This is a genomic window from Pseudoduganella guangdongensis (genome assembly GCF_009857475.1).
GTDB classification, from domain to species: domain Bacteria; phylum Pseudomonadota; class Gammaproteobacteria; order Burkholderiales; family Burkholderiaceae_D; genus Rugamonas; species Rugamonas guangdongensis.
Window position 1 is genome coordinate 38701 of sequence record NZ_WWCJ01000024.1, and the last position, 12929, is coordinate 51629.

Below are 12929 nucleotides of genomic sequence, written 5' to 3' on the forward strand. Positions count from 1 at the left end.
CTGCGGTGATCGGCGAAAACGCGTAAGATAAGTACTGGTGGAAATGCCCCCCTAAATGGGCGTTGCATCTAGTCTGAAAGCATTAGAATATAAGCGTATGGCAACCAAGCATGAAACAGAAACCGTCCTGGAACGGCAGGCGATTAAGCCGCCACCTATGTACCAGGTGGCGCTACTCAATGACGACTACACTCCCATGGAGTTCGTAGTGGCCATAATCCAGGAGTATTTCAATAAGGACCGGGAAACGGCCACGCAAATTATGCTGAGTGTGCATCGCTATGGCAAAGGCGTGTGCGGCGTTTTCTCTAAAGATATAGCTTCAACCAAAGTGGAGTTTGTGTTAACGCATGCACGCAAGGCGGGGCACCCCCTGCAATGTGTGATGGAGGAAGTATGATTGCGCAGGAATTAGAAGTAAGTTTGCATATGGCGTTTGTCGAGGCGCGGCAAGCACGGCACGAGTTCATCACCGTGGAACACCTGCTGCTGGCCTTGTTGGACAATCCATCGGCAGCCGAGGTGCTGCGCGCCTGCGCGGTGAATATTGAAGACCTGCGCAAGACGCTGACCAACTTCATCGGCGACAACACGCCGACCGTGCCGGGCACCGGCGAGGTGGACACCCAGCCAACCCTGGGCTTCCAGCGCGTGATCCAGCGCGCCATCATGCACGTGCAGTCGGCTTCCAACGGCAAGAAGGAAGTAACCGGCGCCAATGTGCTGGTGGCGATCTTCGGCGAGAAGGACTCGCACGCGGTGTACTACCTGCACCAGCAGGGCGTCACGCGCCTGGACGTGGTCAACTTCATCTCCCACGGCGTGCGCAAGGACCAGCAAATGGATTCCGGCAAAGCTTCCGAGGGCGTGGAAGAGGGCGCCGCACCGGAAGGCCAGGCCAAGGAGTCGCCGCTGGACCAGTTCACCCAGAACCTGAACAAGTCCGCCGCCGAAGGCAAGATCGACCCGCTGATCGGCCGCGAGGACGAAGTGGACCGCGTGATCCAGGTGCTGTGCCGCCGCCGCAAGAACAATCCGCTGCTGGTGGGCGAGGCCGGCGTGGGCAAGACCGCCATCGCCGAGGGTCTGGCGTACCGCATCACCCAGAACGACGTGCCGGAGGTGCTGTCCAATGCCGTGGTCTATTCGCTCGATATGGGCGCGCTGCTGGCCGGCACCAAGTACCGCGGCGACTTCGAGCAGCGCCTGAAGGCGGTGCTGAAGCAGCTGAAGGACAACCCGAACGGCATCCTGTTCATCGACGAAATCCACACCATCATCGGCGCCGGTTCGGCCTCGGGCGGTACGCTGGATGCGTCCAACCTGCTCAAGCCTGCGCTGGCCAACGGCCAGCTGAAATGCATCGGCGCGACCACCTTCACGGAGTTCCGTGGCGTGTTCGAGAAGGACCATGCATTGAGCCGCCGCTTCCAAAAAGTGGACGTGAACGAGCCGACCGTGGAGCAGACCGTGCAAATCCTGCGCGGCCTGAAATCGCGCTTCGAGGAGCACCATGGCGTGAAATACTCGTCGTCGGCGCTGTCGACGGCGGCTGAACTGGCGGCGCGCTTCATCAACGACCGCCACCTGCCGGACAAGGCGATCGACGTGATCGACGAGGCGGGCGCCGCCCAGCGCATCCTGCCGAAGTCGAAGCAGAAGAAAACCATCGGCAAGACCGAGATCGAGGAAATCATCTCCAAGATCGCGCGTATTCCGCCGCAAACCGTCAACCAGGACGACCGCAGCAAGCTGCAGACCATCGATCGCGACCTGCGCAATGTCGTGTTCGGCCAGGATCCGGCGATCGAAGCGCTGGCATCGGCGATCAAGATGGCGCGCGCCGGCCTGGGCAAGCAGGACAAGCCGATCGGCTCCTTCCTGTTCTCCGGTCCGACCGGCGTCGGCAAGACCGAGGTGGCCAAGCAGCTGGCCTTCATCCTGGGTATTGAGCTGATCCGCTTCGACATGTCCGAATACATGGAGCGCCATGCGGTGAGCCGCCTGATCGGCGCGCCGCCGGGCTATGTGGGTTACGACCAGGGCGGCCTGCTGACCGAGGCGGTCACCAAGAAGCCGCACGCGGTGCTGCTGCTGGACGAGATCGAGAAGGCGCATCCGGATATCTTCAATATCCTGCTGCAGGTGATGGACCACGGCACGCTGACCGACAACAACGGCCGCAAAGCCGACTTCCGCAACGTGATCATCATCATGACCACCAATGCGGGTGCGGAAAGCCTGCAGAAGCGCTCGATCGGCTTCACCGACAGCAAGGAAGCGGGCGACGAGATGGCGGACATCAAGCGCATGTTCACGCCGGAGTTCCGCAACCGCCTGGATTCGATCATCAGCTTCCGCGCGCTGGACGAGGAGATCATCCTGCGCGTCGTGGACAAGTTCCTGATGCAGCTGGAAGAGCAGCTGCACGAGAAAAAGGTGGAAGCGATCTTCAGCGAGAAGCTGCGCAAGTTCCTGGCGAAGAAGGGCTTCGATCCGCTGATGGGCGCGCGTCCGATGTCGCGCCTGATCCAGGATATGATCCGCAAGGCGCTGGCCGACGAACTGCTGTTCGGCCGCCTGGTCAGCGGCGGGCGCGTGATCGTCGACCTGGACGACGCGGAAGCGATCAAGCTGGAGTTCCCGGAGCCGGATGCGGCGCCGACCCCGCCGCCGGAAACCGTCGAAGTCGAATAAACCGGCATAGCGCCGCAAAAACCCGCTCACAGAGCGGGTTTTTTATTGCACAATCGTGAGCGGTTTAATCATCTTTTATAAACGTAATGAATAAATCCATCCTGCTTTCGCTTGGCCTGCTGGCCGCCACAGCCGGCGCCCATGCCGCCGACCCATATGTCCGATTCCCCGCCGTGCGCGGCGACACGGTGGTCTTCACCGCCGAAGGCGACCTGTGGAAAGCCGGCGTCGCCGGCGGCCCGGCGCAACGCCTGACCACGCATGCCGGTTCCGAGACCCAGGCCGCCATTTCGCCGGACGGCCAGTGGCTGGCCTTCGTGGCCAGCTATGAAGGCGCGCCGGAAGCCTACGTCATGCCGCTGGCCGGCGGCCTGCCCAAGCGCCTGACCTTCGCCAACGAGAATGTGCGCGTGCTGGGCTGGACCGCCAAGGGCGAGGTGCTGGTGGCGCTGCCGACCCAGACCGGCCCGCGCAACCGCTGGGAAGTGGCGGCGCTGCAGCCCGACACCCTGGCGCGCCGCAGCTTCCCGGTGGCCGACGCCAACGACGCGGTGCTGGACGATGCAGGCAAGACGCTGTATTTCACCCGCCTCGGCCTGCTGATGACCGGCGACAATGTGCGCCGCTACCGCGGTGGCGCGACGGCCCAGCTGTGGCGCTACGACGTGGACGGCGGCGGCGAGGCGCGCCCGGTATTCCAAGGCGACACGGCCAATTTCAAACGCCCGATGTGGTGGAAGGGCCGCCTGTACTTCGTCAGCGACCGCGACGGCGCCGACAATATCTGGTCCGCCAACGCGGACGGCGGCGACCTGCGCGCGCATACCCAGCACAAGGACTGGGATGTGCGCAACGCCGCGCTGGGCGACGGCCGCATCGTCTACCAGCTGGGCGCGGACGCGCAGCTGCTGGACCTGGACAGCGGCGCCACCCGCGCGCTGAAGGTGTCGCTGCTGTCGGACTTCGACCAGCAGCGCACGCGCCAGGTCCGCTCGCCGCTGGAGGCCCTGACCAATACCGCGCTGTCGGCGCGCGAGGAGCGCGTGGTGCTGACCGCGCGCGGGCGCGTCAGCATTGCCGGCACCGGCAGCCTGCGCCGGGTCGAGATCGCCATCCCGGAAGGCGCGCGCGCCCGTGACGCGGTCTTCAGCCACGACGAGAAATCGGTCTACGCCATCGTCGACACCAGCGGCGAGAACGAGATCTGGAAGTTCGCCGCCGACGGCTCCGGCAAGGCCGAGCGCCTGACCACCGACGGCAACAACCACCGCTGGGCGATCTACCCTTCGCCGGACGGCAAGTGGCTGGCGCACAATGACAAGAAAGGCCGCATGTGGCTGCTGGACCTGGCCACGCGCGTGAACACCCTGGTGGACGACGCCGGCAAGGCGGCCGGCATCGACCAGCACGACCCGGCCGTGTGGTCGCCCGACAGCCGCTACCTGGCCTTCGTGCGCTCCGACACGGACGCGCAGCGCGACCAGGTCGGCCTGTACGCGGTGGAGGGCAAGCAGCTGGCCTTCGTGACGGGCGACCGCTATCCGTCCGAGTCGCCGGTGTTCTCGCCGGACGGCCGCTGGCTGTACTTCCTGTCGGCGCGCAATTTCACGCTGGCCAACGGCTCGCCATGGGGCGACCGCAATATGGGCCCGGTGTTCGACAAGCGCGTCGGCGTGTTCGCGCTGGCCCTGCAGCCGGGCAACCGCTTCCCCTTCAAGCCGGACGATGAGTTGAGCAAGGCGGGCGCCAAGCCGGCCGAAACGCCGGAGGAGAAGGCGGCGGAAAAGGCGGTCGAGAAGGCGGTCGAGAAAGTGGCCGACGCCAAGGCCGACAAGGCGGCCGGTGGTGTGCCTGCCAAGCCAGGCGCGCCGGCCAAGCCTGCGCTGCCGGCCATCGTGTTCGCCGGCCTGGCCGAGCGCGTGTACGAAGTGCCGCTGGCTCCCGGCAATTACCGCGACCTGGCGGTGGACGACAAGCGCCTGTATTTCCTGGAGCGCGAGGGCAGCGACGGCCGTTCCACGCTCAAGACGCTGGCCATTGCGCGCAACAATCCGCAGCCGGAAGTGTTTGCCGCCAATGTGCGCAGTTTTGAGCTGTCCGGCGACCGCAAACGCGTGTTCTACCGCAGCTTCTCGGCCAGCGGCCCGGGCGATATGCTGATCGTGGACGCGGGCGCCAAGCAGCCGGCCGACATCAGCAAGGCCAAGGTGCGCGTGGAGGATTGGACCTTCGTCTCCAACCCGCGCCTGGAATGGAAGCAGATGTTCAACGACGCCTGGCGCATGCACCGCGATTTCCTGTACGACGCCAAGATGCGCGGCGTGGACTGGAACCTGGTGCGCTCCAAGTACACGCCGCTGGTCGAACGCGTGACCGAGCGTGCGGAGCTGAACGACATCCTGGGCATGATGGTGGCCGAAGTCGGCGCCCTGCATTCGCAGGTGCAGCCGGGCGATATCCGCCGTCCCGCGCCGGAGGGCAGCCCGGCCGGCCTGGGCGCCGTGCTGGCGCGCACCGCCAAGGGCTACCGCGTCGAGCATGTCTACCGCACCGAGCCCGAGCTGCCGAATGCGCGCGGGCCGCTGGCGCAGCCGGACGTGGACGTGCGCGAGGGCGACACCATCACCGCCGTCAACGGCAAGCCGGTGCTCGAGGCGCGCGATATTTCCGACCTGCTGCTGAATCAGGCCGACAAGCAGGTGCTGCTGAACGTGGTCACGGCCAAGGGCGCGCAGCGCTCGGTGATCGTGACGCCGGTGGCGCAGGCGCGCCATGCGACCCTGCGCTACGGCGACTGGGAGCAAAGCCTGGCGCGCAAGGTGGATGAAGCCTCCAAAGGCCGCATCGGCTACCTGCACCTGCGCGCCATGGGGCCGAACGATATCGCCACCTTCGCGCGCGAGTTCTACGCCAACGTCAACCGCGACGGCCTGATTATCGATGTGCGCCGCAACCAGGGCGGCAATATCGACAGCTGGATCATCGAGAAGCTGCTGCGCAAGGCCTGGGCTTACTGGGCGCCGCCGTCGGGCCGCACCTATCCGAATATGCAGAACACCTTCCGCGGCCACCTGGTGGTGCTGGTCGATGAGCTGACCTATTCGGATGGCGAAACCTTCGCGGCCGGCGTCAAGTCGCTGGGGCTGGCGCCGCTGGTCGGCAAGCGCACGGCCGGCGCCGGCGTCTGGCTGAGCGACCGCAACCGCCTGAGCGACAACGGCATGGTGCGCGTGGCGGAGAACGGCCAGTTCAGCGAGGCCGACGGTCAGTGGCTGATCGAGGGCGTGGGCGTGTCGCCGGACGTGGAGGTGGACAACCTGCCGCACGCCAGCTACAAGGGGCAGGACCGCCAGCTGGACGTGGCGATCGAAATGCTGCAGAAGAAGCTGAGAGAGCAGCCGGTCAGGCCGCTGCAGCCGCAAGCCATTCCGGCCTTGAAATAAGCGCTAGAAGTCCTGTAGTTGTTTGAGCGCCGCCGCCCGGCGGCGCGATACTTCCACCGCCATGTCGTCCAGGCGCAGGGTCAGCCCGCCGCCGTCCGCGTTGTCGATGCCGCGCACGGCCGCCAGGTTGACGATGTGGCGGCGGCTGGCGCGGAAAAACTGCTGCGGATCGAGGCGCTGCTCCAGTTGCAGCAGCGAGCGCGCCAGCAGCGGCCTGGCGTCGTCGAAATAGAGGCGGGTGTAGTTGCCCTCCGACTCGAACAGGCGGATATCCTCCAGCTTGACGAACCAGCAGCGTTCACCATCGCGGATAAACAGCTTGCGCGGCGCGCTACTGGGCGCGGGCGCCATGCCCAGGCGCGCGGCGGCCCGCTCCAGGGCGGAGGCCAGGCGCTGCGGCTCGATCGGTTTCATCAGGTAGTCCAGGGCGCTGGCTTCGAAGGCTTGCAGGGCGTACTGGTCGAAGGCGGTGGTGAAGATCACTTCCGGCGCATCGTCCAGCGCGGCCAGCAGGTCGAAGCCGCTGCCGCCCGGCATTTGCACGTCCAGCAGCAGCAAGTCCGGCTGCAGCGCCGCCACCTGCAGCGCCGCCTCGGCCGCATTGGCCGCTTCCCCCACGATCTGCACCCCCGGATGGCTGGCCAGCATGCGCCGCAACTCGGCGCGCGCCAGGCGTTCGTCGTCGACAAGCAGGACGCGCATGATGCGGGTGTGTTCCATGGTGAGAAATTTATCGGATGATTTGGTCGATGTGAGCATACATCCTTACCGGAATGCCTGCCACGTCCAGCTGCAAGGCGCCGTCGCCGGACTGGCTGATGCGGCGCACGTCGGCCAGGTTGACGATATGGCGCGGGCTGGCGCGCATGAAGCGCAGTGGATCCAGCCTGGCTTCGATCTCGCGCAAGGGGCGCTGGATGAGCGGCGCCGCGCCTGGCAGGTAGGCGCGCGTGTGGCGGCCCTCGGCTTCGAACAGGCGTACGTCATCCTGCCGTACCAGCCAGCAGCGCTCGCCGTCGCGCAGCAAGAGCTTGCGCTGCTGGCGGCCGCCACCCATGCCGCGCCTGACGGCGACCCGCTGCAGCGCGGCGGCCAGGCGTTCGGTATCGATGGGCTTGAGCAGCGTGTCGGGCAGGCCGGGCCCGTGGCCGGTAGTGAATACCAGTTCCGGCGCGTCCTCGGTGGCGTCTGGCAGCGCCTCGTGCAAGTCGTAGCCGCTGCCGTCCGGCAGTTGTACATTCACCAGGGCCAGGTCCGGCGTGAGCAGCGCCGCCTGGGACAGGGCGCCGGCGATGCTGTCCGCTTCACCCACGATTTCCACGTCGGGGTGGACTGCCAGCAGGCGGCGCAGCTCCTGGCGCGCCAGCCGCTCGTCGTCAACGAGCAGCACGCGCATCATGCCGCCAGCGGGAAGTCGAGCGTGGCGCGCACCCAGCCGTCGCGCTCCACCAGTTCCAGGCTGGCGTCGCCGCCTTTGGCGTGCAGCAGCCGCTTGCGGGCATTGCCCAAGCCGATGCGCGTGGAGTTGCCCAGCATGGCCAGGGCGCCGCGGTTGGCCACCTCGATGGCGGCGCGGCCGCCGGCGTGGCGGGCGCTGATGCGGATCTCGCTCCCGCTGCTGCTTCGCTCCACGCCGTACTTGACGGCGTTTTCCACCAGCGTTTGCAAGGACATGGGCGGAATCGCCACCGTTTCCATGCCGGGCGCGATATCCAGCGCCACGCTCAGGCGTTCCTCGAAGCGAATCTTTTCGATCGCGAGGTACGCCTGCACGGCTTCCAGCTCGTCCTTCAGCGGCACGGTGTCGGCATAGCTGGAGGCCAGGGTGTAGCGCATCAAGGTTGCCAGCTGGTCCACCATGCGCGCGGCCGACTCCTGGTTTTCGAAGATCAGCGCGCGCACGCTGTTCAGGCTATTGAAGAAGAAGTGCGGGTTGACCTGGGCCTGCAGGGCCTTCAGTTCGGCATCCTTGGCCAGCACGTCAAGACGCAGCGCTTCCGATTCGAAGCGGTTGGCACGGCGCAAGGCGGTGGCGGCCATATAGGAGATCTGCCAGGCCATCATGACCCCGGTCCAGAACAAGAGCAGCATTGGCAGCCAGCTGCCGCTGTCGTCCTCTTTAAGCAGCACGCGCGCTATCAGGGCGACACATGCCGTTTGCAGCGGGCCGAGCACGAGCAGGGCGACCGCCACCTGGCGCCAATCCACGGCGCGCGTGTTCCAGCGGCGCCCTTTCAGGAAGCGGCGCCATAGGTCCGTCAACAGCAGGCCGGCGACGCCGTCCAGGATGCAGGTGGCGACCGCGCCGGGCCGCGTGAGGAAGGGACCGTTGGCCAGCATGACAAAGCCGATAATGCCGCTCCAGCCGAGGAGTTGCAGGGGCCAATACCAGTTGATGCGCGCCAGCAGGGGGGCTTTACTTGTTTGCATGATCGTTCGATGGGTTGTGTTCAGGCTGCGAGCGGGAAGCGCAAGGTGGCGCGCACCCAGCCTTCATGCTCGCTCAGGTCCAGGCTGGCCTGGCCGCCTTTGGCCAGCTCCAGGCGTTTGCGCGCGTTGGACAGCCCGACGCGGGTGGCGCCGGGGTTGGCGCGCAGCACGCCCTGGTTGGCGACCTCGATCACCGCGCCGGCTCCGTCCTGGCGGGCGATGATGCGGATCTCGCTGCCGGCCGACCGCGGCTCGACGCCGTACTTGACCGCGTTTTCGACCAGCGTTTGCAACGACATGGGTGGGATGGTGACGCCTTCCATGCCGGCTTCGATCTCGAAGCGCGCGCGCAGGCGTTCTTCGAAACGGATCTGCTCGATCGCCAGGTAGGCGCGCACCGCGCCCAGTTCCTGTGCCAAAGGCACACAGTCTGTGAAGGTGGACATCAGGGTGTAGCGCATCAGTGTTGCCAGCTGGTCGATCATGTTGGCGGCGTTGTCGCGGTCCTCGTACATCAGGGCGCGCACGCTGTTCAGGCTATTGAAGAAGAAATGCGGGTTGACCTGCGATTGCAGGGCGCGCAGTTCGGCATCCTTGGCCAGCACTTCCAGGCGCAGGGTTTCGGCTTCCAGCAGCAGCGCCTCGGCTTCCAGGCGCTGGTTGCGGCGCAGCGACAGGGCCGCCATGTAGGCGACGTTCCAGGCCAGCATGATGCCGCTCCAGAACAGCAGCAGCATCATGATCCAGCCCGGCGGCGCGCTGTTCCAGCCTCCGCCGGAAATAAGCTGGTCCATTGCCAGGTTGCTCGCCGCCTGGACGGTACCCAGCACCACGGTGGCGACCAGCGCGGCCGGCCAGGCCAGCGCTTGGCCGCGCGCCTGGCGCCGGCGGCACAGGCGGTGCCACGCCTCCGACAATAGCAGGCCGGTGGCGCCGCACCAGGCGGCCAACGGGAAATAAATGGTGCTCAGGGGACTGAACTGGTTGATGAAGAGGGCCGTGAACAGGGCGATGGCGCTCCAGCCAAGCACCTGCAACAGCCAATAATAGTGAGCGCGTTTCATGGGTGGGAGCATAACGCATCCCCCGCGCAGGCATGGCAGCGGCGTGACGAACGGTAGAAACGCGTGATGGGTGGTGTCAGCAGTAGCGCCGCAGGCGCCGCCGCATCATCAGCGGGTAGACGAACCACATGCCGATCAGCAGGATGAATGCCGCCAGGCCGCCGACCGCGCTGGCCCGGCTCGATTCCGTCACCATGTACAGCACCAGGGCAATGTCGAGCGATAGCCCGGCCGCCAGTGGCGCCAGGGCATAGCAGATGGCGCGCGAGCTGACCTTGATGGCATGCTGCGACACGCAGCCCGGTTCTGCCAGGCGGTGATAGGCGGCTGGCAACATGACCAGGGCAATCGCCACCACCACCAGCGCCAGGGCGGCAACATGGCAATCCTGGGCGTACAGCGGCAGGCGTTCGAAGCGGTCGTTGAAAACGGCGATGGTCTGGAAGCCGAACAGGGCCTGGATACCGGGCAGCATCATCCGCGCTTCCTCGATGATGCGCCCCATCTGCTCTTTCAGCGATTCTTGTTCGCTTGGATTGTCCATGGCGGCATTCTAGCTGGCCGCCGGGAAGGGGGGCGCGCGACTAGACGCTGCCTTCTTCGCGCAGGCGGCGCCACAGCGTGGTGCGGCTGATGCCGAGGTAATCGGCAGCGGCGTCACGCCGTCCGCCGAAGCGCGCCAGCACAGCGCTCACGCTTTCGCGCGGCGCCGGGCCTTGCCGTGCGGCCGGTGCGTCGGCCGTGGCGGCTACGGCCGCGAGGTGGCGCGCTGGTGCCGGTGCTGGCAGGGCGGCCGTCAGCTCGGGGGCCACGCCGGCGACAAAGTTCGGCGTCAGCGCCTGCAGCGGTTCGGCGGCCAGGAACAGGGCCAGGCGCTCGGTCAGGTTGCGCAGTTCGCGCACATTGCCGGGCCAGTCGTAGCGCAGCAGGAGCGGGGCGCAGGCCGCCAGTTCGGCGGCCAGGTTGGGATGGGCGCGCACGCCCAGGCTGGCCAGGGCGGTGCGCAGCGACCATTCAGCCAGCGGCAGGATATCGCTCGGGCGCTCGCGCAGTGGCGGCAGCGCCAGGCGCAGGACGGCCAGGCGGTAGAACAGGTCGGCACGGAAGCGGCCTTCGCGCACGCGCGCTTCCAGGTCGCAGTGGGTGGCGCTGATGATGCGCACATTGACCGGTATCGGGCGGGTGCCGCCGACCCGCACCACTTCGCGTTCCTCCAGCACGCGCAGCAGGCGCGTTTGCAGGGCCAGCGGCATTTCGCCGATTTCGTCGAGGAAGAGCGTCCCCCGGTTGGCCGCTTCGAACAGGCCGGCGTGGCCGCCGCGCCGCGCGCCGGTAAAGGCGCCTTCTTCGTGGCCGAACAGTTCGGACTCGAGCAGCGATTCGGCGATCGCGCCGCAGTTGACCGCCACGAAAGGCCGGTTGGCGCCGCCCAGCGTGCGCGGCGACTCGCGGTGGATGGCTTGCGCCACCAGTTCCTTGCCGCAGCCGGTCTCGCCCTGGATCAGTACCGTGGCGGGCGATTTCGCGTACAGCACGACGGCCTGCCGCACGCGTTCCATGGCATCGGATTCGCCGCGCAGGTCGGCCAGGCCGTGCTTGGCGCGCAGGGTGTCGGCCACCACCGGGCGCCGGTTGCGGCCCGTTTCCAGCTGCGCCAGGCGCGCCATTTCCAGCGCGTCGTCAAAGGCCTGGCGGATGGAGGCGGCGGAGTAGACGAAGACGCCGGTCAGTCCGGCTTCCTCGGCCAGGTCGGTGATCAGGCCCGCGCCGACAATGGCTTTGATGCCGGAGGCCTTGAGCTCATTGATCTGGGCGCGGGCATCTTCCTCCGTGGCGTAGGTGCGTTGCTCGATCGGCACGCCGAAAGTGGCGGCAAATTCGGCCAGCGCCGGCATGTCCTCCTGGTAGGTGATCACGCCGATGCGGTCGGATACCTTGCGCGCGCGCGCCAGCGCCTGCATGAAATCAAAGCCGCTGGCCTTGGCGATCACCACCGGCACCGACAGGCGGCCCTTCAGGTAGGCGGCGTTGGAGCCGGCCGCAATCACGGCGTCGCAGCGCTCCGTGGCCAGCCGCTCGCGGATATGGCGCGCCGCCTCGTCGAAGCCCAGGTTGATCGGCTCAATGTCGGCCAGGGCGTCGTATTCGAGGGTGATGTCGCGGAACAGCTCGGACAGGCGCGAGACGGAAACCGTCCAGATGACGGGCTTGTCGGCGGGGTCGAAGGGTAGGGGTGTCGAATGTCGCATGTTTCACCTGAAACGTTTCAGTGTTTCAATGTGAAACATTATACTCTGGTGCGCCTGTTGCAAGTGCTTGATTTTGCTGGCAACGCCGAGCTGGCATGGCGCTTGCAATAAAGGCGGCAAACAAACCTGTTTCCTGAAAGGACACCATGAGCCAACACTCCGCCGGCGCCGCCTTCCGCAAGGCCGTGCAAGAAGAATCCCCACTGCAGGTGGTGGGCGCGATCAATGCCAACCACGCCTTGCTGGCCAAGCGCGCCGGGTTCAAGGCGATCTACCTGTCGGGTGGCGGCGTGGCCGCCGGTTCGCTGGGCTTGCCCGACCTGGGCATCTCCAACCTGGACGACGTGCTGACCGACGTGCGCCGTATCACCGATGTGTGCGACCTGCCGCTGCTGGTGGACGTGGACACCGGCTTTGGCGCTTCCGCCTTTAATGTGGCGCGCACGGTGAAGTCGATGATCAAGTTCGGCGCAGCGGCCATGCATATCGAAGACCAGGTGGGGGCCAAGCGTTGCGGCCACCGTCCGGGCAAGGAGATCGTCACCAAAGGTGAAATGGTGGACCGTATCAAGGCTGCCGTCGACGCGCGCACTGACGAGAACTTCGTGATCATGGCGCGCACCGATGCGCTGGCCGTGGAGGGACTGGATGCGGCGATCGAGCGCGCCGTGGCGTGCGTGGAGGCGGGTGCCGACATGATCTTCCCGGAGGCGATGATTTCGCTGGATATGTACAAGCAGTTCGCCGCTGCGGTGAAGGTGCCGGTGCTGGCGAATATCACCGAGTTTGGTTCGACTCCGCTGTTTACCGTGGAGGAGTTGAAGTCCGCCGATGTGGGCCTGGTGCTGTATCCGCTGTCCGCCTTCCGCGCCATGAACAAGGCCGCCGAGAATGTGTACACCGCGATCCGCCGCGATGGCACCCAGCAGAATGTGGTCGACACCATGCAGACCCGCGCCGAACTGTACGAACGCATCAACTATCACGATTTTGAACAAAAGCTGGACGCGCTGTTTGCCGCCGCTAAGAAATAAGGAGACATAGAC

10 protein-coding genes are annotated in these 12929 nt (G+C 66.1%); 4 read left to right on the forward strand and 6 right to left on the reverse strand.

Features of this window, described 5'->3' with window-relative positions:
- The first annotated feature begins 97 nt into the window (after positions 1-97).
- The 3 genes from clpS (at position 98) to GTP41_RS23500 (ending at position 6140) form a co-directional block, all read left to right on the forward strand.
- Entirely contained in the window at positions 98-400 is a 303-nt protein-coding gene (gene clpS / locus GTP41_RS23490; RefSeq protein WP_161028018.1) for an ATP-dependent Clp protease adapter ClpS, read from the forward strand.
- Positions 397-2697, forward strand: coding sequence for an ATP-dependent Clp protease ATP-binding subunit ClpA (gene clpA / locus GTP41_RS23495; RefSeq protein ID WP_161028019.1), 2301 nt, complete (start codon positions 397-399; stop codon positions 2695-2697). Before clpS ends, clpA begins: the two co-directional genes overlap by 4 nt.
- Positions 2698-2783: 86 nt before the next feature.
- On the forward strand, positions 2784-6140 hold the full coding sequence (locus GTP41_RS23500) for a S41 family peptidase (protein WP_161028020.1): 3357 nt from the start codon (positions 2784-2786) through the stop codon (positions 6138-6140).
- A 3-nt stretch (positions 6141-6143) separates the two neighbouring features.
- On the opposite strand, the gene GTP41_RS23505 is transcribed toward GTP41_RS23500, so the two are convergent.
- From GTP41_RS23505 to prpR, 6 genes are all read right to left on the reverse strand, one after another.
- Positions 6144-6860 carry a LytR/AlgR family response regulator transcription factor gene (locus tag GTP41_RS23505; RefSeq protein WP_229503033.1) on the reverse strand — a complete coding sequence of 239 codons (717 nt, stop codon included), beginning with the start codon at positions 6858-6860 and terminating at the stop codon, positions 6144-6146.
- Between the two features lie 10 nt (positions 6861-6870).
- Positions 6871-7539 carry a LytR/AlgR family response regulator transcription factor gene (locus GTP41_RS23510; RefSeq protein WP_161028021.1) on the reverse strand — a complete coding sequence of 223 codons (669 nt, stop codon included), beginning with the start codon at positions 7537-7539 and terminating at the stop codon, positions 6871-6873.
- On the reverse strand, positions 7536-8570 hold the full coding sequence (locus tag GTP41_RS23515; protein WP_161028022.1) for a sensor histidine kinase: 1035 nt from the start codon (positions 8568-8570) through the stop codon (positions 7536-7538). The genes GTP41_RS23510 and GTP41_RS23515 overlap by 4 nt, the downstream gene beginning before the upstream one ends.
- 20 nt (positions 8571-8590) lie before the next feature.
- Entirely contained in the window at positions 8591-9634 is a 1044-nt protein-coding gene (locus GTP41_RS23520) for a sensor histidine kinase (RefSeq protein ID WP_229503034.1), read from the reverse strand.
- A 76-nt stretch (positions 9635-9710) separates the two neighbouring features.
- Positions 9711-10178, reverse strand: a complete 468-nt coding sequence (locus GTP41_RS23525) for a DUF6328 family protein (RefSeq protein ID WP_161028024.1) — start codon at positions 10176-10178, stop codon at positions 9711-9713.
- Between the two features lie 40 nt (positions 10179-10218).
- Positions 10219-11883 carry a propionate catabolism operon regulatory protein PrpR gene (prpR, locus tag GTP41_RS23530; protein ID WP_161028025.1) on the reverse strand — a complete coding sequence of 555 codons (1665 nt, stop codon included), beginning with the start codon at positions 11881-11883 and terminating at the stop codon, positions 10219-10221.
- Positions 11884-12029: 146 nt separating this feature from the next.
- Here prpR and prpB point away from each other — a divergent pair, with 146 nt between their 5' ends.
- Positions 12030-12917: a methylisocitrate lyase gene (gene prpB / locus GTP41_RS23535; RefSeq protein ID WP_161028026.1), complete on the forward strand. Its 888-nt coding sequence runs from the start codon at positions 12030-12032 to the stop codon at positions 12915-12917.
- The last annotated feature ends 12 nt before the right edge of the window (positions 12918-12929 follow it).

Excerpts from the sequence above, each read along its gene's own strand:
- GTP41_RS23525 (WP_161028024.1), bottom strand. The coding sequence starts at position 10,178 with ATGGACAATCCAAGCGAACAAGAATCGCTGAAAGAGCAGATGGGGCGC.
- GTP41_RS23510 (WP_161028021.1), bottom strand. The coding sequence starts at position 7,539 with ATGATGCGCGTGCTGCTCGTTGACGACGAGCGGCTGGCGCGCCAGGAG.
- GTP41_RS23500 (WP_161028020.1), top strand. The coding sequence starts at position 2,784 with ATGAATAAATCCATCCTGCTTTCGCTTGGCCTGCTGGCCGCCACAGCC.
- clpA (WP_161028019.1), top strand. The coding sequence starts at position 397 with ATGATTGCGCAGGAATTAGAAGTAAGTTTGCATATGGCGTTTGTCGAG.
- prpB (WP_161028026.1), top strand. The coding sequence starts at position 12,030 with ATGAGCCAACACTCCGCCGGCGCCGCCTTCCGCAAGGCCGTGCAAGAA.
- GTP41_RS23515 (WP_161028022.1), bottom strand. The coding sequence starts at position 8,570 with ATGCAAACAAGTAAAGCCCCCCTGCTGGCGCGCATCAACTGGTATTGG.
- GTP41_RS23505 (WP_229503033.1), bottom strand. The coding sequence starts at position 6,860 with ATGGAACACACCCGCATCATGCGCGTCCTGCTTGTCGACGACGAACGC.
- prpR (WP_161028025.1), bottom strand. The coding sequence starts at position 11,883 with ATGCGACATTCGACACCCCTACCCTTCGACCCCGCCGACAAGCCCGTC.
- clpS (WP_161028018.1), top strand. The coding sequence starts at position 98 with ATGGCAACCAAGCATGAAACAGAAACCGTCCTGGAACGGCAGGCGATT.
- GTP41_RS23520 (WP_229503034.1), bottom strand. The coding sequence starts at position 9,634 with ATGAAACGCGCTCACTATTATTGGCTGTTGCAGGTGCTTGGCTGGAGC.